Source organism: Planctomycetota bacterium, assembly GCA_035574235.1.
Taxonomy (GTDB): Bacteria; Planctomycetota; MHYJ01; order MHYJ01; family JACPRB01; genus DATLZA01.
Genome location: DATLZA010000153.1, coordinates 1 through 20,947, shown reverse-complemented (window position 1 = coordinate 20,947; position 20,947 = coordinate 1). Strand labels below are relative to the sequence as shown.

Sequence of the window (20,947 nt, the reverse complement as noted above, 5' to 3'; positions counted from 1 at the left end):
GGTGTGGAGAACCGGAGGTCCTTTCCATGAGCGCTCTCGCCTTCTGTCTGCTTCTTTCGCCCTCGCAGGATACGCCGGCCGAATTCCTCAAGAAAGTGGATGAGGCCATCAGCCGGGGCGTGGACTGGCTCAAGGCGCAGCAGAAGCCCGAAGGCCACTTCGGCGAATCCAGCGGCGGCCGCACCTACGAACCCGGCAAGGTGGGCTATCACAACAAACCCGGCCTCGCGGCGTTCTCGCTCCTGGCGCTCCTCAAGAGCGACGTGCCCCACAACGATCCGGTGATCGAAAAGGGCTTTGCCTTCCTCAAGGAGTACGCCGGCCAGCGGGGCAACATCATCACCCACTACGACCGGGCCGCGATCCTCATGGCGTTCGAGGCGCTCCACGAATCCGCCCAGGCCGACCTTATGAAGAAGAAGGGCCTGAAACTTTCCGAGCGGGTCGGCGACTTCAAGGAGCCCAAATACACGCCCTCCCCCCAGAATCTGGCCTTCCTGTCGGGCATCGTCCGCGCCCTCCTGGAAGAGCAGACGGAAAAGGGCGGCTGGCGGTACGGCAAGCCGCTCGGGCACGTCGGAAGCGACGAGGACATCTCCGCCACCCAGATCGTTCTTTTCGGCCTCAAAAGCGCCACGCGCATGAAGGTCGCCGTGGATCCCGGGGCGGTCCTTCGCGCCATGAATTTCATCATCTCCTCCCAGGAAAAGGACGGCCCCAAGCTCGACCGGTCTCCGGACTTCAAGGCGGGCGAGCGAAGCGTCTACGCTCCGTCCGGCGAGGATCGCGCGCGTGGCTGGGCTTACATCGCCAAAGGCGGCCGGCCCGAGGAAGAGCGCGTGACGGGTTCGATGACCTCCGCCGGAGTGGGAAGCCTCATCATCGCCAAGTCCATCCTCGGCAAGCAGCTCGGCAAGAAGGCTTCCGAGTCCGTGGACCGCGCGATTTACGACGGATTCGCCTGGCTCGTCCGGAACTGGTCGGTGACCGAGAACCCGGGCCTCGGCAAGGCGCGCCATTATTACTTCCTCTACGGCCTCGAGCGCGTCGGAACCCTGGGCCTTTACGAGAAGCTGGGTTCTCATTGGTGGTATCGGGAAGGGGCGGAAGTTCTCCTGAAGGGACAGCAGGCCGACGGGCGGTGGGACAACGGGGACGACATCCCTCCGACGGACGTCCTGGATACCTGCTACGCGCTTCTTTTCCTGCGCCGCGGCACGGCTCCCGTGGGGGACGTCATGACTCCCCGTGTCGAGCCGAAGAAGTGAAATCTCCGCGCTTTTTTTCGCAAACTTCGCCGCGCACCGCGCGTCTAACGTGTTGAATTTGCGTCTGCGGTTCCTCATCCGGGGAGGGTATCGAATGCGCCGGGGCGTTCTGATCCTGTCTTTCCTCCTGGGGGCCCTTCCGCTGGCGGCGGACGTGGTGGTCCTCAAGGACGGCGGCCGCGTGGCCGGCCGCGTGGCCGACAAGGGGACTCATTACGAAGTCGCCACCGACGCGGGCCTGCGGACCTTTCTCAAGGAGGAGGTCGAGAAGATCGTCAAGGATCCCCGGGAACTCCTCGGAAACGCCGACGAGCTTTACGAAGCCGCCAAGAAAGACTTCGAAGCGGCGATGGCCCTCTCCTCCGTGGCCGAGCAGCAGCCCAGGATCCGGGAAGCCATCGCCAAGGTGACCCAGGCGCGCGAGCTTTACGCGGGCGTCGTCGATCTCTTCCCCGAGAACGACGCTCTCGGAAAGAAGCTCATGCTCATCATGCAGCTCATGCGTCTCTGCCGGGACCGTCTGGGCAGCGAGATCGCGCGCCGCCCGGAGACGCCCGCGCCGGCGCCGCGCCCGGATCCGGCGCCTCCCGGAACGCCCCCCCTGGAGGAAGCCTTCGGCGTTCTCCTGAACCCCGCCCAGCGGGCCGACGACGCCAAACGGCTCGCCGCCCGGGAGGCTTTCCGCGTCCAGCGCGCGCGCCACCCGGAGATTTACGAGCTGGCCACGGCCGCGATGCTTTTCCTCTCCCGCAGCGACCGCGAGTGGGATCTCCAGGGCGCCTCCCTCGAAAAGCTCCAGCTTTACTTCTCCCAGCCCTGGATGCGGGATCCTCTCAAGCTCACGCCGGCGCTCCACCAGAACGCGGTGGCGTTCCTGGCCGAGCAGATCGCGGCGCTGCGGAAATCCGGCGCCTCCTCGGCGGCCGAGGCGCTCTCCCTTTTCGGCGCCGGGCATCTGGGCCACGCGCCCCGCACTCCCGACACCGACCGGGCCGCCCAGATCCTGGGGCTCGTCGTCCGCAACGGAATCCCGGGGACCCCCGAAGGCCACGTCGTGCGCGACCTGCAGGGCTGGATCGCGGCCGGGGACTTCGACCTGGCCGTGCTGGCCTGGCTTAAGGAGCACCGCGCCGTGGACACGCCCCTCGTGCGCTACGTCTGGGCCTATGCGATGCTCCGAATGATTCATCAGAAGAAGCGGGGGTTCGAGCGTCCGGCGGAGGCCTTCCAGTCCATCCGGGCGCCCGAGGCGGCCGTGCGGGAGCACCTGGCGGCGCTCGTCAAGTCGATCCGCGCCGCCGCGAACTGCTCCGTCTGCGGCGGCGAGGGTCGCCTCCGCTGCACGAACTGCCACGGCAAGAAGGAGATCAAGTTCGTCTGCAAGGCCTGCAAGGGCAGCGGACGCATGATCAACAAGGTGGGCTTCCAGCTGGACAACTGCCCGCCCTGCAAGAGCACCGGCGTCGAGAGGCTCGTCCGCTGCGAGAAGTGCCGCGACGGGTACATCGACTGCCGCCAGTGCGAGGCCCCGAAGCCTCCCCCCGAGATGGAGGAGATCTGCACGGAGCTGCCCTGCACCGCCTGCGAGGGGCGGGGCTGGATCTTCCGGAACGTCCTCTGGGCGTGCCGGAGCTGCCTGGGTCTGGGCCGGCGCCTCGTTCCCAAGGCGGATCCGTCGAGGGTCCTCCCCTGATCCCGGGACCCGGGATAGAATTCGGGTATGCCCGAGCTCGTCCTTCGCGCCTCGCCCATCCTGGACCTGCCGCGCTCGCTGGAAATCCTCGTCGAGGGCGGCGTCCACGCCTCCAACGCCGCGCTCCTCAAGGAGCGGCTGGACCGCGTTCTGGACGCCCGCACCACGTTCGTCTCGATCCACATGGGAAACGTCTCCTACGTGACGAGCGCCGGCTTCGGCTATCTCATGGACCTGGCGGCGACCCTCGAGCGCCGCGGCGGGGCGCTGGTGCTCGTGGACGTCCAGCCCAAGGTCAAGGTGATCTTCAACAATCTCGGCATGCAGAGCTACTTCCGCTTCGAGGCCGGCGCGGAAGCCGCCCGCGCCTACCTGCGCACGCAGGCGGGGCGGCTGGAGCGGTCGCCGCGGGTGGTGCCCCTCGACGGGCCCGAGGAGGGCGTCGAATTCCCCATCGTCGGAACGTCCCTCCGGGTGGGCAGCGATCCCCGCTGCACGATCGTGGTGCGGCACCCCGAGGCGGATCCGCGTCACGCCGAGGTGTACCGCAACGGGGACGCCTGTTTCCTCAAGGACCTGGGCACCCGTTTCGGAACCTGGATCGGGAATCGCCGCGTGACGGACGAGCCGCTGCGCGCGCGGGACGTCTTCCGCGTGGCCGACGTGAGGCTGGCCTTCTATCCGGCGGGATGCCGACCGGGGGCTACTGGGGCTTGAGGAAGAGAATCCGGGAGCAGTTGCGGCAGGTCTGAAGATCCTTGCCGATCATGAGAAGGTTGACGTCCTGCATGTTGAGGCCCACGCCGCACCCCTCGCACTGCCAGTAGGTGACCTTCCCCTCCTCCTCCACGACCTCGTACTTCCCGACCGCCGCCAGCGCCGTCCCGTCCTCCTTGGCTTCGAGAATCCGCTCGTAGAGCCGCAGCACGTCCTTCTCCACGGCGGAGGTCACCCCCTGCCGGCGCGAGAGCAGCTCCTCGATCTGGCGGTCGAGCTCCTCGATCTCCCCCTCGACCTTCTTGCGGGCGGCGGCGTGCTCGGACTCGGCCTGGCGCAGCTCCTCCTGCCGGACCTTCTCGAGCTTGGCCTTCTCGTCGATCTGCATGTAGATGTCCAGCAGGCCGTCCTCCACGCGTCCCTTGTCGGCCTTGACGCCGGAGATTTCCTTCTGGAAGGCCTGATATTCGTCGTTCTTGCGCGCCTGGAGGGCCTGGGCCTGGAGCTTGGCGATCTTCTCGTCGTACTCCTTGACGGCGTGCTCGCGCTTCTGACCTTCGAGCTTCAGGGCCTTGATTTCGGCCTGCAGCGCCTCGAGATTCCGGCGGGCGTGGGCGAGCTTTTCTTCCGAGGCGGCGAGCGGGCGGGGCTTTTCGGCGCGCTGGACCCTGAGACGATGGATCTGGAGATCCAGCTCCTGGAGCGGAATCAGAGCGTCGATCTTGCGCGAAGCCATCCGGTCGTTTCCATCGCGGGTCTCAAGGCTCCCCCATCATACACATCCGCGCCGCGGAGGCAAGAAGCCCCGCGATTTCCGATCCGATTCCGGCGGCGGCGGATTCCTCACTCCCGCTCCGCGCCGTCCCGGACTTCCTCGCCGGCCCGCCGGGGAAAGAGCCCTTCCAGGAACCCTTCGAGCTTCCGCGAGCGGATCGGGTGCTGAAGCTTGCGGATCGCCTTGGCCTCGATCTGCCGCACGCGCTCCCGGGTCACCTTGAAGATCCTCCCCACCTCCTCGAGGGTGTACGTGTACCCCGTCCCGATCCCGTACCGCAGCTTGATGATCTCCCGCTCGCGGAACGAGAGCGTCTGAAGCACCGTCTCGATCTTCTCCTTGAGCATCTCGTGCGTCGCGGCCGCCACGGGGCTCTCGGCGCTTTCGTCCTCGATGAAGTCGCCGAAATAGGAATCGTCCCCCTCGCCGATCGGCCGGTCGAGCGAAATCGGGTGCTTGGCGATCTTGAGCACCCGCTTGGTCTCCTCGAGCGAGATCTGGGACTCGTTGGCGATCTCCTCCAGCGACGGCTCCCGGCCCTGCCGCTGCGCGAGCTTCTTGGCCACGTTGCGCAGCTTCGTCATCGTCTCGATCATGTGGACCGGAATGCGGATCGTCCGCGCCTGGTCGGCGATCGCCCGCGTGATCGCCTGCCGGATCCACCACGTGGCGTACGTCGAGAACTTGTAGCCCCGGCGGTACTCGTACTTCTCCACGGCCTTCATGAGGCCGGTGTTCCCCTCCTGGATGAGATCCAGGAACGAAAGGCCCCGGTTGCGGTACTTCTTGCCGATCGAGACGACGAGCCGCAGGTTCCCGCTGGAGAGCTTCCGCTTCGTCTTCTCGTAGTCCTCGAAGCGCTCCCGGATCTCCCGCACGCGGGCGCGCAGCTCGTCCGGCGACTCCAGCGCCTGCATCATGCACTGGTCGAGCTCCTTCTTGAGCGCCGGCAGCCGCATCCGGTGGCCCCGCCCCGCCTTGATCTCCTCGATCTCGTGGGCGATCTCGTCCATCCGGCGGGAGAGCACCTCCAGCTTCTCCATCATCGGCTTGATCTTCTTGGACTGAATGTTCATCTCCTCGAGCATGACCACGCACTTGCGCTGGTCCTCGCGGAGCCGGCGCTGGAGGCGCGCCCGCTGCTTGGCCGTCAGCCGCTGATGCAGGATCTTGTCGTAGCACTCGTGCGCGTCGAACACGAGCTGCCGCAGGCGGTCGATCACCTGCGGGAGCCGGTCGAGCACCTCGAACTTCGAGACGTCGATCGCGCTGTCCGCCTTGAGCGTCCGGTCGAACGCGAGCTCGCCGTTTTTGACGTCCTCGAGGATCTGGATGGCCTCGATCACGGCCAGCGGGGACTCCAGGACCTTCGTGCGGAAACGCTTGCGCGTGATCTCGATCCGCTTGGCCAGACGCAGCTCGTCCTCCCGCGAAAGAAGCGGGATCTCCCCCATCTGCGTCAGGTACATCCGCACGGGGTCGTCGATCTTCTCCGAGACGGAGCCCCGCTTGGGCTCGAATTCCTGAGGCTCCTCGAACTCGCGCTCCTCCTCGTCGTCGTACGAGGCCTCCTTCTCTCCCTCGGCCGCGGTCTCCACCATCTCGATCCCCAGGTCGTCCATCATCTGGAGGATCATGTCGAGCTTGTCGGGAGAGACCATGTCGTCCGGAAGGACCTTGTTGAGCTCGTCGTACGTGACGAACCCGCGCTTCTTGCCTTCCTCGATGAGGTTCCGGACCTCCGGGCTGAGCTTCTCGTTCATGTCGTCCGCCAGCGGTTCGAATCTACGCTCCGATGCCACGACGTCGCCGTCCTCCACGTCCGGTCCCGCCTCCGGCGGGTATCTTTCGCTCGAAGGGGAAATGGGCCTGCCTCCTGCCTAGCGTCCCGGAAAAAGCCCGTGATCCCGAGGACGCGCCCGTCGGGCCTCCATGACCCGGCGGAGCAGCTCGACCTCTTCCTCGGGCGTCGCATTCCTTAAACGCGCCCGCAGCCTCCGGGATTCTTCCAGGAAGAATTCCCGCTCGAGCGCCTCCCGGGCCCCCCGGAACCGCCCCGGGGCCGTCTCCCGCGTCACCTCGATCGCCAGAATCCCCGCGGCCTCCTCGATCAGGGCCGGCTCCCGAAGCGCCGCCAGAAGCTCCCGGCCTTCCATCGCTTCCGTCCGGTCGAAAAGCGCATACGCCGCCTCCGCCAGCTTCCGCAGGGTTTCCGTGGGATAGCGCTCCGGCGGCACCTCGTGACGCAGGCGCGCCGCGCAACCGGGGTCCGCCAGGGCGCACGCCAGCGCCTCCCGCGCCGCCCGCGCGGCGGGCGGCTCCGCCCCCTCCGGCGCCGGCCCGCGATCTCCTCCTTCTCCCGCCCGGGACTCCGCGTCCGCCGCGGCCCGCTCCAGCCGCGCCCGCAGCGTCCGCTCCTCCAGCCCGAACCGCGCCGCCAGGGCCTGAAGCAGAAGCTCCCGCTTGACCGGGTCCGGAATCCGCCCCAGGCGCTCGATCATCTCCTCCACGATCCGGGCCTTCGCCGCCGGCGTCCCCTCCCCGTGCCGCGCCGAAAGCGCCGCCATCAGGAAATCGAAAATCTCCCTCGGCCGCTCCAGACACTCCCGCAGCCGTTCCGGACCGTGCTTGAGCACCACGTCGTCCGGATCCATCCCCGCGGGAAGCTCAGCCACGAAAACGTCCATGTTCTCCGAGAGCAAAAGATCCAGCCCCCGCTCGCTCGCCTTCTGCCCCGCCGCGTCCGCATCGAAGACCAGGACCACCTTGTCCGCGTAGCGCCGCAGCACCTTCAAATGGTCCCGCGTCAGCGCCGTCCCCAGCGTCGCCACCAGCCCCCGGACCCCCGCCTGGTACGGAACGACGACGTCGAGATAGCCCTCCACGATGTAGACCGTCCGCGTCCGCTCCAGTTCCTCCCGCGCCCACGAGAGCCCGTAGAACCCCCGGCCCTTCGAGAAGACCGCCGTCTCCGGAGAGTTGAGAAACTTGGGCTGCTCCTCTCCCAGCGTCCGCGCCCCGAAGCCCACCACCCGCCCCTGCGGAGCCGTGATCGGAAACATCACCCGCCCGCGGAACCGGTCGTAGCAGCCTCCCCGCCCCTCCCGGGGAACCGCCAGTCCCGCCGCCACCAGAAGCTCTTCCGAAAACCCCGCCCGCCGGGCCCGGCCGAGAAGGTCCTCCCACGCCGGCATCGAAAACCCCAGCCGGAAGAGTTCCGCCGTCTCCTCCTTCACCCCCCGGCGTTCCAGGAACGCCCGGGCTTCCCCGGCCTCCGGCGCCGTTTTGAGAAGAGCGCGGAACACCCCCGCCGCCCATTCGTTCACCCGGTAGAGATCCTCCCGGCCCACCCCCTCCGGACCGCTTCCGTCCCGGTACCGGATCCGCACCCCCGCCTTGTCCGCGAGAATCCGGATCGCCTCCGGATAGTCCACCCGCTCCTGCTCCATGACGAACGTGATCACGTCGCCCTTCTTGCCGCAACCGAAACAGATGAAGATCTGCCGCTCGGGGTTGACGTTGAAGGAAGGGGTCTTTTCGTCGTGAAACGGACAGAGCGCCTTGTAGTTGGACCCGGCCCGCTTGAGCGGAAAATAGCCGGAGACGATCTCGACGATATCGACGGCCCGCTTGATCTCAAGGATCGTCTCGTCCGCGATCAGCGCCAAACGCCCCTCCCGCGAGACTGAAAAAGCATAGTTCCGCCCGGGGCCGTGTCAAGCACTACATGCCGGAAACGCCCCTATTTAGACGATTCCGCCCCTCCGGCGTTAGCCGACTCGCGCGCCAGGGCCAGAAGCTCCGGCGGAGAAAGCTCCTCCACCCGCCGCCCCCCCGCCGCCCGGGATTTCTTGCGCCGCTGCGCGAAAAGATCCCTCAAACGCCGCTCCAGCGCCGCATAGTCCAGCCCCGCCTCTCTCCGCCGGACTTCCACCACCGCCGAATCCACCCGCGGCGCGGGCCAGAAAAGCTCCTTTCCCGCCCGCCGGAGGAATCGAAGGTCGCAGGTCGCCTGAAGGAGCGCGGGCACCGGACCGTACCGCTTCGTCCCCGGCCGCGCCCGCAGGCGGTCGTAGACGTCTTCCTGGACCATGAACGTGTAGGATTCCACCGGCCGGCGCGCCGAAAGCGCCGCCAGGAGCAGCCGCTTCCAGTCGGAATACGGAAGATTGGAGACCACCCGCCAGCGCGGACACGCCGCGGCATCCACGTGCGCCTCGAAATCGGCCCCGTCCGCTTCGAGAACCGTGACGTTCGCCCGATCCGCCAGAAGCTCCCGCGCCAGGGCCGCCAGCCGTGGATCCTTTTCGAACGCCCAGACCCGACCGGCCCGTTCGGCCAGTCGTTCGGTCAGATTGCCCGGCCCGCAGCCGATCTCGATCACCCCGTCGGACGGACCGGCCCCGGAGTCCCGCGCGAGCGCCTCCAGGAAATTGACGTCCAGAAGGAAATTCTGCCCCAGCGCCCGGCGCGGCCGGATCCCCCGCTCCCGAAGAAGCGCCACGAACGCGGCGCGGCCCCCCTTCATCCCCGTCAGCGCCGCCAGCCGATCCCCACCGCCGCCTCGACCGCCCGGCCTTTCAGGGAGTCGAACCAGTAGGCCGCCGAACCCTCGGCGAACAGCTCCAGGCCGCCCAGCACCGCCTTCACCCGCAGGCGCGGCCCCAGCGATCCCACCATGTGATCCGGATCCTCGTCGAACTGCCGCACCGCGCCCGGAATCGGCTCCAGCTCCTGATGCACCCACAAGAGCCCGAATTCCGGCCCCAGCGACGCCTCGAATCCCTCCGACCGGTACCGCACCAGGGGCCATTCCACCGCCGCCCGGAGCCCGTAGACGTCGCCCTCGAGATCGACCGGCCGGCTCTCCGGGGGCCGCACGCCGTCGCTTTCGGTCAGCACCCCCTCGCCGTCCCACCGCCCCTGATAGAAAAGTCCCGAGACGCGCACGAGATCGAAGTCGAACACGATCCCCCCCAGGGGAGCGTCGAATTCCATCCGGGTGAACTCCAGGCGGGACTCGGCGGGCGGATGAACGCCGTCGCTTTCCACCTCGAGCGCGAAGGGAACATCCATGCGCAACCGGCCCGTCGAAAGCCCTCCGCCGAAAACGGCGGCGCCCCGAAAGGCGGCCGGAAGGAAGTTGAGGAACAGCCCCTCGGGCCGCGCCGGAGGAGCGGACCGCACGGGGAGCCGGGCGGGCTCCGACTCGGGCACGCGCTCCTGCTGAAGCGCCCAGGCGGGAGCCGCCAGGAGCGCCCAGAACGCCGCCCATGCCGCGCGCTTCTTCATGACGGGCCGCCATTCTGTCACGGGCGCCCGGCGGCGTCAACGAAGGAGCTTCCGGAGCACCACCGTCTCGTACTTCTCCAGAAGCTCCTGCCCGTCCCGCCAGCGGATCTCGACCCGGAGCAGAAAGGCCGCCGCCGGCATCGGATCCCGGGCGTCCCCGACCTGCATCATCGGCTCGAAGGAAGCGCGGAAGGAATACGCGGCCGCGGGGTCCTGGCTCAGGCGTCCGTCCGCGTCGTCCACCAGGATTCCGCCGTCCTCGAGAAGCTTCACGTACCCCTGGACGTCCTTGGGGTTCAGATCCACCAGGCGCTCCTGGAGCCGCGCGGCGATCCGGGGCGCCAGCCACGCCACCTGCGCCTGGTCCATCCCCCGCCGGTGAGACGCCGACCCCACCGCGTAAAGCGGCAGAATCGAGGCGACCCCGAGCACGAGAATCGAGATCGCGATCAGGACCTCCAGGAGCGTGAATCCGTCCCCCCGGCGCCTCATGGCTCCTGCGCCTCCCGATAGACCGGCAGGCGCACCTCCGTGGTGAACGTCTCTCCGAACCGCACGGCCGCCCCGGCCGGATGCGGCGCGGCCGCGGTGTCCCGGCGCCCCCGCCGCAGCCCCGTCAGCTCCGTCGAGGTCTTCCCCGCGTACTCGATCCACTCGGCCCCGATCTTCACGAAGGACGGCGGATCCGGCAGTCCCTGCGTGTGCGTCAGCCGCAGAACGCTCGAGCGCTCGTCGCAGGATTCCAGAAGCCTCACCCCGTGCGTCTCCGGCCCCGCTCCTTCGACCGTGACCGAGATCGCCACGATCTCCGGGTAGACGAAGTCCGGATTGGTCGGATCGAAGGCCCGGCGGTGGAAGAAGAACTCCTTGTCGTCCCGGCGCCAGGAGTCCCACCGCCGCTCGGGCCCGGAAGGCTGCCGCGAGCGCGGCCCCACGCGGCGCACCGGATGGGCGTCGTCCCACGTCGTCGTGAACTGCGTCCAGAAGCGGTAGCCGACCCAGAGCACTCCGGACTCGACCGGCACGAAGCGCGAACCGAAACCGTCCGACGCGCGGTTGTAGTGCGGCGGCGGGCGCAGCAGGCTCGCCGCCGTCGGCTGGCGGTCGAAGGGGCGCACGGCCCGCCAGAGGACGGCCCGCTCCGGCTCGGGATCGGGGACGTAGGCGATTTCCCACGTGGCTCCGTAGTACATCGGCGGCAGGAGCCGAGCCGGGGCACCCGTCCCCCCCGGGACCTTCACCACCGACGGGTGCCCCGAGCGGACGAACCGCAGCCGCGGCGCGCGGTTCCGATCCAGGTCGCACGCGAGAATCGGCGGCAGGAGCACCTTCTGGCCGTCCAGAAAGATCTCGTTTTCCACGTAGAGGTTGCGCAGGTCGGACACGAGCGCGTCCAGGACCGTCCGCGCCCGGTCGTATCGTTCCTTCCGGGTTTCCCCCTCCGTCCAGCTCTCCAGGCTCCGCGTCGTCAGGGACACGAGCGCCCCGATGATCATCAGGAGGATGACGAACGCCACCAGGAGCTCGACGAGCGTCATGCCCCCCCGGAGGTCGTTACCGGTCTTCGCGGTGAAGCGTCTGCGTCGGGCGGTCATAGTCCACCCGGATCTCCTTGATCTTGGGCGCCCGCTTCCAGGAATGGGCGTTCCAGGGCTGCGTCGCGTCGAACGACCCGGGACGATACTCCACGTGGAACCTCACGTCGAACTGCCCCGCCTCCTCGAGATAGCCCACGCGGTTGATCGGATTTTTCGTCCGCGGGGCCGTGAAATCCAGAAGCAGCGTCCGGTCCGAAAGCCCCGGGCTGTCCCAGAATTCGCCGCGAGCGTCGATCCGCACGAGCGCGTGGACGACGACGTTCGGGTCGTTGAGCGGCACTTCCTGGTCCCACCAGAGACTGCTCCACCGCGCCAGGTCCATCCGCGTGGACCACTGGAAGTACGGCATCGTGTTGTCGAACTCGCGCGGCTTGTAGCCGTCGAAGTAGCGGAAGGGAATCGCATAGGCCAGGCTCGAGGACGCCGAATGGGACGCCGGAGCGGTTCCGAACATCCCCCGGTAGAGTCCGGTCACGCCGTCCCATCGGGGCGGCATCACGAGCTCCTGGCCCTGGATCCATTCGTAGCCGACGACTTCCTGATCGAGAAGCACGTACCCCCGCGGCGGCAGATCCCGCAGGGCGCCGCCCCCCCGCCGCGGATGAACCGGGATCCGCCGATCCGTGGCCCCGACCTCCCCCTGGAGCGCGTAGACGGGGATGAAGTACAGGTCCATCACGGAATCCCCGGCGTCGTGCACCTGGGCGTTCGACCCCAGCCATCCGCGTCGAAGCGGCGTGACCGCTCCGGCCTGGGCGCGCATGTATCCGACGTATTCGTCGCCGATCTTGAGAAGCCCGCCCCGTTCGGCGATCGGAGGCCCGCCGAGCGTCAGCTGCGCCGCGTCGGTCGACGCCTCCGCCGCCAGCCGCAGCGCCCGCTTCGGCGACGCGAAAGCTTTCACCTCGTCCACCGTGGCTTCCCCCAGAGGACCGACCGTGAAGGAGGGATTGACCGCCTGAATCCACTGAAGGCCCAGAAGTTCGCCGGACGGAAACTTCAGGACGCGCGTGTAAAGCTCGTCGGCCGGAAATTCGCGCCCCACCGGATTTTCCAGGGCGGCGATCTGGCCCGCTCCGCCGGAAACCTGGATGGACATCCCCGTCCAGATCTGCTGCTGCCAGCTCCCCGTGGCGTTCGACCAGACGACCGGGGGCCCCGCCTGCCGCACGCGGTGCATCTCCCGGTAGTTGGAGGAATCCACGAGCGTCACGCGATCGTAGCGCCCCAGGTTGTATCGCGTGGGCGACAGGCTCGTGTCGCTCACCAGAAAGGTCGGCAGGACGGGGTCGCCGGGACTGTGGGCCTGCAGAGGCGTGCCGAAGACCGCCGGACCGCGCCGCAGGGGCAGCGGCGTCATCGTCCCGTTGTCGTTGACCACGAACGACGTCCAGAAGGGACGCCCCACCGGATCGCGCTGGACGGGTCCGAACCACTCGTCCCCCACCTGGATGATCGTGGGCGAAAGATATCCGTCGAGCGCCGTGACCGGCACGGCGTAGATGCGGACGGGCCGTCCCGAATCGTGCCGCGCGCCGGTGGTGCCGTGCTGGGCGCGGACGCAGCCCGTGAACCGCGCGTTGGCCGAAGGGTCTCCGCCCGGCGACGACGCGTCCCGGCCCGTGTAAAAAATCACCTCGTTTTCGATGAAGATGTAGCCCTGGTCGGGGAAGGCCATGATGTCCGGACTGTTGACGCCGATGTCCGACTGCGAGGCGTCCACGTACCAGCCGCCGGTCATGGCGTCCTGTTTGTCTCCGGCGACGGTCGCGGTGGGATCGGGGCCGAACCCGTAGGCGACGGCGCCCCCTCCGGCCGTCAGCCGGTCGTACGTGCAGGGCGGGTACCGCGGCGGATTCTCGTCCACCCGGACGGTTCCCCGCCGCAGGCGGCTGGAGTAGCCGAAGATCTGGACGGCCGCCCCGGCCGGATGCGGCTGCGGGCGCGTCCCCCGCGCCCCGCGCACGAGGGTCCCGGCCGGGCGGTCGTAGATCATCACCTCGTCGCCCACCAGAAGCGGCGTCACGGTCGGGCTGTCCCCGGCGGTGCCCACGAAAGCCGTGACGTTCTGCGGCAGGAAGCTGTCGTCCTGAAGGCCGATCGAGGTGGAGGTATCCGTCATCGCCCCCGTGAGGCGGGTGAGGACGGTCTGCCCCTCGGGATTGACGTGCGAGAACTTCTGCTGCGGGTGCGCGAAGCCGTCCACGAGAAGCGCCAGCTCCGCGTACCGGGTGCCCTCCCAGTACGCGGCCAGGTGGTACCAGGTGTCCCGTTCGGGGGTGAAGGGCTGGCGCACTTCGGCGGCGCCGTTGTCGATCGGATGGTCGGCCGCGCCGATCGTGCTGTCGCAGACGGTGAAGATGATCTCGTTGTTCTCGACCCGGAGCGTCATCCGATTGGTGAAGTCCTGTTCGCGCAGATCGAAGATCGTGACGGGGTTGGGGGGCGGACCGTCGAAGCGGACCCAGAGCTCGAAGCCCCCGGCGGCGACATCCGGAAGCATTCCCGCCGGCGACAAGAATGCTTCCGGACCTGTCCCTCCGCCCCCGCCGGTGGCGGGCGGCTGGGTGACGAACACCTGACCCCAGGGATAGGTCAGCGCCGTTCCCTGAAGCCGGCGTCCCTCGATCGCGGCGTCGAAATGGTCCCGCGCGTGGGGATTCGGCCAGCCCTGAAGCGCGGCTTCCCACTCGGAGCGGCCCCGTTCGTCCCGCGACGTCACCAGCGTCACGTACGCTTCGTTCCCGCCGGGACCGGGCCGCTGCTGGGCCTTGAGCGCCAGGTCGCTCGGACCGTAAAGCTGACCGGGCTCCCCGCCGGCCGGGCCGGGGATCCGCGGGAAGGTCACCATCCGGCTGCCGAAGGGATACCCTCCCAGGACGCGCGCGCGGGGGAAGTACGTCGCCAGGTCCGCCCCCTGGTTGAGCATCTGATCGAAGTCATACTCGCTCTCGACCGTCCGCGTGAGGAGCGAAGGAGCGGACACGCTGGCCACCTCGCGGAACCCGCGCCATCCCGCCGCGGTTCCCGCGGGCGTGTTCACCGCGGCGAAGGCCTCCACCGTGTACACGTCGTACGACCGGAAGCAGAACGGCGCGGTCCCGGAGCCCGCCAGGAGCGCCGCCGTGGGACAGACCGCGTTGATCGCCACGGCCAGGCGCTGCTCGGGCCGCAGCCCCCCGAGGCCCGAAAGCTTCAGGAGGAACTGATCGAGCCGCTCGATCCGCTGATCCACGAAGGCGTTGGCCAGGAGCGCCGCCGAGGCGCGGTCCACGCGGCTCTGAGGAACGTTGTGAATCTCCAGCCCCTCGAAGACCGCCAGCAGGGTCTCCCGCCGCGCCGTGTTCAGATTGACCGGGTGGCGCATCTCGACTTCGATCACGCCGTCGGCGTAACCGGGCGGAAGGGCCGGGTCCGTGGTGAATCCGGCGGGCGCCGGGGCGTTGCCGAGGATCGCGTTGGAAGCGATCCGGCCCTCGAACGGGCGCAGCCCCGGCTTCGAAGCGCGGATCCGCGCGCGCGGGCCCAGCACCATAAGGTTGTCCACCGTGAAGGCGCCCGAAGTTCCCGGACCGCCGGCTTCGCGGATCCGCTGCGGGCAGATCCAGGCCGAATCCCGGCCGGAGTATTGCGTGAGATAATCCTTCGGCGCCGCCAGACTCGCGGTTTCGAACTGAAGGGGGCTCGAGATCGCCCGGCCGGTCACCGCCTGCGCCAGGGTCACCAGCGCCCGCTCCGGAACGCTCCGGACGTTGAGCTTGCCCTGCTCGTCCTGAACGGTCAGGCCCCAGATGGCCCCGCGCGGATCGGAGATCCCCAGGCGCCGGAGATAGGCGTCCGTCAGCCGGATGTCGAACTCCTGGGCGGGATCGAAGTGATAGGTGTTGACGGCTCCGGCCCCGGCGCGCCGTTCGACGGGATCGAGGCTCGCCATGAGCCGCCAGACGGCGTAGTTGCGGGCCCCCTCCGCGCCGTAGTCGGCCTGGGAGAAGAAGCGCGACGCCGCCCCGCTCTGCTCGTGAAGGAGCATCGACAGGACGAAGGGGGTCGCCACCAGGGCGAGCGCCAAGAGGACCGTCAGGACCAGAACGAGGGCCAGACCCCGTTCGCGTCCAGCCGTGCTCCCGCCGGTACCCATCCTCTATTAAAGAATACAAACCGGGAGCCTTTATTCCCCCGGGAATTGCGCGGCGCGGACCTTTCTAGTCCTGCACCTGGAGCACCTTCCAGAAGAGGTCCTGCCCCTTGCGCGCCCCGAAGGCCACCTTACGGCCGTCCGGCGACCAGACCGGAGGGGTGAGAATCTCGTCCAACGGTTCCAGGCGCCGGTAGGCCGCCACAAGGTACCATTTGCCGTCCTTCTGGGCGGCGTAGGCGACCTTCGCGGAATCCGGACTCCAGACGGGCACCCCCACCGCGTCGAAGATCTCGCCCTTGCCGTCGTCCACCGCAATGATCCACTTGTACTTCCACATGGCCCGGTAGGCCACGCGCTTGCCGTCCGGGCTGAAGACGGGATCTTCCAGGACGTCATAGTCCGCCGGAAGGCGGCGATCGCCGACCACGAGTCCCCAGCGCGGGCCGTTGCGGGCCGGGTAGGCCACCACGGTTCCGTCCGGCCCGAAGGTCGGATCGCCCAAGTAGGGAGCCGGATCGAGCGCCTTGTCTCCCACGACGATGAAGCCGTCCTGTCCGCGCATGGCCCGGAAGGCGACCTTCTTGGAGTCCGGACTCCAGACCGGATCGCCCACGGACGCGTACTCTTCGCCCGGCTTGCCGTTGACGACCACCGTCCACTTCGCGCCCCCGCCCGCGCGGTAGGCCAGGCTCTTGCCGTCCGGGCTCCAGACCGGGTCGCCCAGCTCCGCATACGAGCCTTGGGACTTCCCGTCCACGACCATCGTCCAGGTGGCGTCGTGCCGCGCCCGGTAGGCCATGGCCTTGCCCTTGGGGGCGAAGAACGGATGGGAAACCTCGTCGCATTCGGGGCCGACCTTGCCGCCCACGACCATGGCGTGGACGGTATGGAACGGCCGGTTCGCGTCGCCGGATTTGCCCAGGCGCACCGAGTGGGCGACGACCGATCCGTCGGCGCTGAAGTGGGGCGGACCGCAGGCGAAGTAGTCGGTCCCGAGCTTCTGGCCGCCCACGTACATGGCCCAGGCGGTCTTGTCCTGGGCGCCCGAGCCCCCGCGGGTGCCGTCGAAGGCCACCTTCTTGCCGTCGGGGCTGAGGACGGCCTTGCCGATGGCGGCCAGCGCGGGCCCCACCTGCTGGGCGCCGAACTGGACCACCCAGGCGGCGCCGTTGAAGGCACGGTAGACGGGCCGGCCGTCGGGCGCGAGGAGAAAATCCTCGCTCACGCCCGCGAAGTCGGGGCCTTTCTGGCCGTTGACGGCCACGAAGAAGCGGCCGCCGCGCATGCCGCGGTAGGCCACGTGGCGTCCGTCCCGGCTGAAGACGATGCGGCTGACATGGACGTCGTCCGGGATGGTCGCCAGGAGCTTTTCTTCGAAGGAGATCTTCGGATCCTGAACGGAAGGGAAGGCGAGGATCGCGATTGCCGCCGGCAGGATGTTCATGCGAATCTCCCTCCGCCGCCCTTTCCTATTGGAACCGCCCCGCGGCCGCGGTGTCAAACGGTTCCGGTCGGCCCACGGCGGTGTTTCCAATACTCCGGCTCCCGGTGGAGATGCATGACCGCCAGGATACGAATCCCGGATGCCTCGCAGGCGTAGAGAATCCCGAAAGGAAAGCGGTGCACCAGGCAGCGGCGGACCTCTCCGTCCAGGATGGGCCAAGCCTCGGGAAAGGAGACGATGCGTTCGATCGCCGCCTGTACTTCAAGGATAAAGTCCAGTCCCAGCCCCGGCTCGCGATCCTCGTAGGCGGCGGTCGCTGCTTCAAGCTCCGCGGCCGCCTCGGGATGAAACGAGAGGGTCATCTCCCGAAGCGGTCCCGAAGACGTGCAAACACGTCTTCGGCGGGAATCGCCCGAACGCCTCCCCCCCGCAGATCGGCGAGGCGTTGACGGACAACGGCGATCCATTGCCGATCGATTCCCGGATCCGGACGGTTCAGCGTTCGCAGAAGGGAGTCCACAAGGAAGGCCCGTTCTTCGACGGGCAGATCGGACGCTTCCTTGAGGATCTTTTCCGCTCCTTCCATGACTTCATTGTATCCCGAAGGAAGGGCGTTGCAAGAAGGGCCGCCCCGCGGCCGCGGTGTCAAACGGTTCCGGTCGGCCCCCTTGACTCGCCCGGCGCCCGATCCGTAGCATGGCCTTCCATGAAAACGCACTTCGCCTGCGCGGCGGCGCTCCTGGCGGTGTCCGCCTGCGGCGCCGAAACGGAAACGCGCCGCGCCGACGTTCCGCCGACCCCGGTTCCCCCCTTCGCCGCCGCCCCCGCGGCGGACGCTCCCCCCGCCGCCGTTCCGCGCAGCGCCCCCGCCCCGGACCCCGTCCTCGCCCCGGGCGACCTCCTGGCCATCAGCGTCTTCCGCCAGCCCGACCTCCAGCTCGAAGTCCGCATTCCTCAGGAGGGCAAGATCACCTATCCCCTCATCGGCCCCGTCCAGGCCGCCGGAAAAACCACCGCGCAGCTGGAGCAGACCCTCAAGCAGCGCCTCGAAAAAGACTTCCTGCACGATCCGTCCGTCACCGTCACCGTCAAGGAGTACGCCCCCCGGAAGGTTTACGTCATGGGGGGCGTCACCAAGCCCGGCGGCTACGAGGTCTTCCCCACCTCCCGGCTGACGCTGCTTCAGGCCATCGCCGCCGCCGAAGGGCTCACCGACCGCGCCTACAAGGAGTACGTCCAGGTCGTCCGGCGCCGCGGCCCCGCCGAACGCGAGGTCCTTCACGTCAACCTCGTCCAGGTGGAACGCCTCCTCGCCCAGGGACACCCGGAGGCCGACCTGGAGCTCTGGCCGGACGATCTCGTCGTCATCCCTTCGGCCGTGCGCGTGGCGTACGTCCTGGGCCAGGTCAACAAGCCCGGCCAGGTCGAGGTCCCCAACGGCGCCCGGATGACCGTCTCCATGGCCGTCAGCCACGCCGGAAGCTACACGAAGTTCGCCGCCACCTCGCGCGTCATGGTGCTGCGGACGACGCCCACGGGGGAAACCCGGAAATACGCCGTGGACCTGGACGCGATCCTCAACGGACGGCTCGAGCTGGATCTGGACCTTCAGCCTGGAGACGTGGTCTGGGTCCCCGAGCGCGGGATCTTCTGACCTCCGCCGCCGCTATCCGCGGCCGTTTCCGTCCCCGAGGAGCGGCCGCCCGATGAGGCGCTCCGCCTCCTCCGGCGGCAGCGGCTGCGAGAAAAGGAACCCCTGCACGCGGTCGCAGCGCAGTTCCCGCAGCGTGCGCACCTGATCGAGCGTCTCGACCCCTTCCGCCACGACCCCCATGCGGAGGTTCCCCGCCAGGGTCGTGATCGTGCGCACGAGTTCCCCCTGCCCTTCCGCCTTTCCCAGCTGTCCCACGAAGGAGTGATGGATCTTGAGGCTGTCGATCGGAAACCGGTGGAGATATCCGAGCGACGAGTAGCCGGTCCCGAAGTCGTCGAGGTAGAGCTGAACCTTGAGCCCCTTGAGACGCTGGAGCATGTCCGAGATCGCCTTGACGTCCTCCAGGATCACGCTCTCGGTGATCTCCAGCCGCAGACTCGAGGGGTCGAGCCCGGTCTCCTTGAGGATCTCCTCGACGTGGGCGGCCAGCCCCGCCTGGGAGAAATGGCGGCTGGAGAGGTTGACGTTGATCGAAAGCGGCGGATCCGACGGAAAGCGCTCCTGCCATCGCCGCGTCTGGCGGCACGCCTGGTCGAGCACCCAGAGGTCGATCGGGATGATGAGCCCGGTTTCCTCCGCCAGCGGCACGAACTCCGAGGGACCCACGAGCCCGCGCTCGGGGTGCTGCCACCGCGCCAGCGCCTCGAAGCCCACCACGCGTCCGGCGGCCAGCGACACGATCGGCTGGTAGTACACCCGGAACTCGGAGCGCTCGATCGCCTTGCGCAGATCGGTTTCCAGCTGCAGGCGCGCCACCGCCCGGGCGTGCATGCCGCGGTCGAAGACCTCCGCGCACGCGCGGCCGCGCTCCTTGGCCCGGTACATCGCCGTGTCCGCGTCCCGCAGCAGGTCCTCGGGTCCCCCCTCGAGGGTTCCCGGGACGATCCCGATCGACGCGGTCGCAAAGACCTCGTGGTCCGCGATCGAAAAGGGCTTCCGGAGGCTCTCCAGGATCCGGTGGGCCACGTCCAGGGCGTCCTCCGCGCTGCGAAGGGATTCGAGAAGGATCGCGAACTCGTCGCCCCCCAGGCGGGCCACCGTGTCCCCCGGACGCACCGTTTCTTCCAGCCGCCGCGCCATCGCCTTGAGCAGCTCGTCGCCCACGATGTGCCCGAGGCTGTCGTTGACGTCCTTGAAGCGGTCCACGTCGAGGAAGAGGACCGCGAAGGTCGCTTCCCCTTCGCCGCGCCGCCCGGCGCGGCGGATCGCGTGCTTCAGGCGGTCCAGGAAGAGCGCCCGGTTGGGCAGATCCGTCAAGGGGTCGTAGAAGGCCTGGTGGGTCAGCTCCTCCTCGGCGCGCTTGCGGTCCGTGATGTCGGTCTGCGAACCGGCCATGCGCACGGGCTTGCCGGCGGCGTCGCGCACGGCCAGACCGCGGCTGAGCACCCAGCGGTACGCCTTCTGCTTGTGGAGCACCCGGTGCTCGCTCTGGAAGTGGGCCGTCCGGCCCGACAGATGCGCGTGGATGGCCGCCCGCAGCGCCGGAAGATCGTCCGGATGGACCCGCTTCATCCACTCTTCGAGCTTCTTGCCGATCTCGTCCTCGCGGTAGCCCAGCATCTCCTTCCAGCGCCGCGAGTAGTAGACCTCGTTCGTCACGAGGTTCCAGTCCCAGATGCCGTCGTTGGCCCCCTCGAGCGCCAGGGCGTACCGCTGCTCGCTCTCCTCCAGACGCCGGCGGGCGCGGTAGAGCTCCGTCTCGTCCCAGAAGATGCCTTCCACGCCCACCACGTTCCCGCGGGAATCGAGAATCGGCACCTTGACGACGTGGACGTACGTGAGTTCCTTGCCGGGATCCTGGTGCTCCTCGATCGTCTCGAAGATCTGCCCCGTGCGGATGACGCGCCGGTCGTCCTCCTGATACTTGCGGGCCAGGTGCGGGGGAAAAAAGTCGTAGTCGGTCTTGCCCAGGATCTCCTCGAGCGGACGCCCGAGCGCCGCGCACAGACGCTTGTTCGCGAACGTCACCCGCAGCTCGAGGTCCTTCCGGAAGATGCACTGCGGCAGGCTGTCGACGAGCGAGTGGTAGAGCGCTTCGGATTCCCGCAGCCGGTCCTTCTGGCGCTTCTGGTCGGTGACGTCGCGGGAGACGCCGTAGGTGCCCACGATGCGGCCGTCCGCGTCGCGCAAGGGGAGCTTCGTCACCGAGAACCAGACCTCGCGCCCGTCGCGGCTGATCATCTGCTCCTCGGCGTCGGCGTAGCCTTGGCCCGTGCGGATGATCTCCTGCTCGCGCTCGAAGGCCAGGCGGGCCTGCGGGGCCGCGTAGAAGTCGAAGTCCGTGCGACCGGCGGCTTCGGCGGGGGCC

General features: G+C 68.4%; 16 protein-coding genes. 4 read left to right on the top strand and 12 right to left on the bottom strand.

Annotated elements, in window-relative coordinates:
• Nucleotides 1-26: 26 nt before the first annotated feature.
• From VNO22_14095 to VNO22_14085, 3 genes are all read left to right on the top strand, one after another.
• The gene (locus VNO22_14095) at nucleotides 27-1,268 is read left to right on the top strand and encodes a hypothetical protein (GenBank protein HXG62503.1); all 1,242 of its coding nucleotides are present in this window, start codon (nucleotides 27-29) and stop codon (nucleotides 1,266-1,268) included.
• Between the two features lie 94 nt (nucleotides 1,269-1,362).
• Entirely contained in the window at nucleotides 1,363-2,961 is a 1,599-nt protein-coding gene (locus tag VNO22_14090) for a hypothetical protein (protein HXG62502.1), read from the top strand.
• 27 nt (nucleotides 2,962-2,988) lie between these two features.
• A complete protein-coding gene (locus VNO22_14085) occupies nucleotides 2,989-3,678 on the top strand; it encodes an STAS domain-containing protein (GenBank protein HXG62501.1) in 690 nt (229 codons plus the stop codon).
• Here VNO22_14085 and VNO22_14080 read toward each other — a convergent pair.
• The 11 genes from VNO22_14080 to VNO22_14030 all read right to left on the bottom strand — a co-directional run bounded on the left by VNO22_14080 (nucleotide 3,665) and on the right by VNO22_14030 (nucleotide 17,511).
• The gene (locus VNO22_14080) at nucleotides 3,665-4,414 is read right to left on the bottom strand and encodes a hypothetical protein (protein ID HXG62500.1); all 750 of its coding nucleotides are present in this window, start codon (nucleotides 4,412-4,414) and stop codon (nucleotides 3,665-3,667) included. The genes VNO22_14085 and VNO22_14080 overlap by 14 nt on opposite strands.
• Before the next feature lie 107 nt (nucleotides 4,415-4,521).
• Entirely contained in the window at nucleotides 4,522-6,273 is a 1,752-nt protein-coding gene (gene rpoD, locus VNO22_14075; protein HXG62499.1) for an RNA polymerase sigma factor RpoD, read from the bottom strand.
• A 60-nt stretch (nucleotides 6,274-6,333) separates the two neighbouring features.
• Entirely contained in the window at nucleotides 6,334-8,121 is a 1,788-nt protein-coding gene (gene dnaG / locus VNO22_14070) for a DNA primase (protein HXG62498.1), read from the bottom strand.
• A gap of 74 nt (nucleotides 8,122-8,195) precedes the next feature.
• The gene (locus VNO22_14065; protein HXG62497.1) at nucleotides 8,196-8,981 is read right to left on the bottom strand and encodes an rRNA adenine dimethyltransferase family protein; all 786 of its coding nucleotides are present in this window, start codon (nucleotides 8,979-8,981) and stop codon (nucleotides 8,196-8,198) included.
• 5 nt (nucleotides 8,982-8,986) lie between these two features.
• The gene (locus tag VNO22_14060; protein ID HXG62496.1) at nucleotides 8,987-9,745 is read right to left on the bottom strand and encodes a hypothetical protein; all 759 of its coding nucleotides are present in this window, start codon (nucleotides 9,743-9,745) and stop codon (nucleotides 8,987-8,989) included.
• 36 nt (nucleotides 9,746-9,781) lie between these two features.
• Complete coding sequence (locus tag VNO22_14055) at nucleotides 9,782-10,237, bottom strand: prepilin-type N-terminal cleavage/methylation domain-containing protein (protein HXG62495.1); 456 nt, start codon at nucleotides 10,235-10,237, stop codon at nucleotides 9,782-9,784.
• Nucleotides 10,234-11,283, bottom strand: a complete 1,050-nt coding sequence (locus VNO22_14050) for a hypothetical protein (GenBank protein HXG62494.1) — start codon at nucleotides 11,281-11,283, stop codon at nucleotides 10,234-10,236. The genes VNO22_14055 and VNO22_14050 overlap by 4 nt, the downstream gene beginning before the upstream one ends.
• 16 nt (nucleotides 11,284-11,299) lie before the next feature.
• Nucleotides 11,300-15,481: a hypothetical protein gene (locus tag VNO22_14045; GenBank protein ID HXG62493.1), complete on the bottom strand. Its 4,182-nt coding sequence runs from the start codon at nucleotides 15,479-15,481 to the stop codon at nucleotides 11,300-11,302.
• Nucleotides 15,482-15,545: 64 nt separating this feature from the next.
• Nucleotides 15,546-16,925 (bottom strand): hypothetical protein, encoded by a 1,380-nt coding sequence (locus VNO22_14040; protein ID HXG62492.1) that lies wholly within the window; start codon nucleotides 16,923-16,925, stop codon nucleotides 15,546-15,548.
• 53 nt (nucleotides 16,926-16,978) lie between these two features.
• The gene (locus tag VNO22_14035) at nucleotides 16,979-17,287 is read right to left on the bottom strand and encodes a type II toxin-antitoxin system RelE/ParE family toxin (protein HXG62491.1); all 309 of its coding nucleotides are present in this window, start codon (nucleotides 17,285-17,287) and stop codon (nucleotides 16,979-16,981) included.
• Nucleotides 17,284-17,511, bottom strand: a complete 228-nt coding sequence (locus VNO22_14030; protein HXG62490.1) for an addiction module protein — start codon at nucleotides 17,509-17,511, stop codon at nucleotides 17,284-17,286. The genes VNO22_14035 and VNO22_14030 overlap by 4 nt, the downstream gene beginning before the upstream one ends.
• 120 nt (nucleotides 17,512-17,631) lie before the next feature.
• Here VNO22_14030 and VNO22_14025 point away from each other — a divergent pair, with 120 nt between their 5' ends.
• A complete protein-coding gene (locus VNO22_14025; protein ID HXG62489.1) occupies nucleotides 17,632-18,579 on the top strand; it encodes a polysaccharide biosynthesis/export family protein in 948 nt (315 codons plus the stop codon).
• A 12-nt stretch (nucleotides 18,580-18,591) separates the two neighbouring features.
• Here the strand turns inward: VNO22_14025 and VNO22_14020 are convergent.
• Nucleotides 18,592-20,947: EAL domain-containing protein (locus VNO22_14020; GenBank protein ID HXG62488.1), on the bottom strand; the 2,356-nt coding region annotated here is incomplete at its 5' end.

Bases quoted from the DNA above. Each gene is read 5' to 3' on its own strand.
- VNO22_14030 (HXG62490.1), bottom strand. From the start codon at position 17,511: ATGGAAGGAGCGGAAAAGATCCTCAAGGAAGCGTCCGATCTGCCCGTC.
- VNO22_14090 (HXG62502.1), top strand. From the start codon at position 1,363: ATGCGCCGGGGCGTTCTGATCCTGTCTTTCCTCCTGGGGGCCCTTCCG.
- VNO22_14085 (HXG62501.1), top strand. From the start codon at position 2,989: ATGCCCGAGCTCGTCCTTCGCGCCTCGCCCATCCTGGACCTGCCGCGC.
- VNO22_14055 (HXG62495.1), bottom strand. From the start codon at position 10,237: ATGAGGCGCCGGGGGGACGGATTCACGCTCCTGGAGGTCCTGATCGCG.
- VNO22_14040 (HXG62492.1), bottom strand. From the start codon at position 16,925: ATGAACATCCTGCCGGCGGCAATCGCGATCCTCGCCTTCCCTTCCGTT.
- VNO22_14060 (HXG62496.1), bottom strand. From the start codon at position 9,745: ATGAAGAAGCGCGCGGCATGGGCGGCGTTCTGGGCGCTCCTGGCGGCT.
- VNO22_14065 (HXG62497.1), bottom strand. From the start codon at position 8,981: ATGAAGGGGGGCCGCGCCGCGTTCGTGGCGCTTCTTCGGGAGCGGGGG.
- VNO22_14035 (HXG62491.1), bottom strand. From the start codon at position 17,287: ATGACCCTCTCGTTTCATCCCGAGGCGGCCGCGGAGCTTGAAGCAGCG.
- VNO22_14095 (HXG62503.1), top strand. From the start codon at position 27: ATGAGCGCTCTCGCCTTCTGTCTGCTTCTTTCGCCCTCGCAGGATACG.
- VNO22_14050 (HXG62494.1), bottom strand. From the start codon at position 11,283: ATGACGCTCGTCGAGCTCCTGGTGGCGTTCGTCATCCTCCTGATGATC.
- VNO22_14080 (HXG62500.1), bottom strand. From the start codon at position 4,414: ATGGCTTCGCGCAAGATCGACGCTCTGATTCCGCTCCAGGAGCTGGAT.
- VNO22_14025 (HXG62489.1), top strand. From the start codon at position 17,632: ATGAAAACGCACTTCGCCTGCGCGGCGGCGCTCCTGGCGGTGTCCGCC.
- VNO22_14045 (HXG62493.1), bottom strand. From the start codon at position 15,481: ATGGGTACCGGCGGGAGCACGGCTGGACGCGAACGGGGTCTGGCCCTC.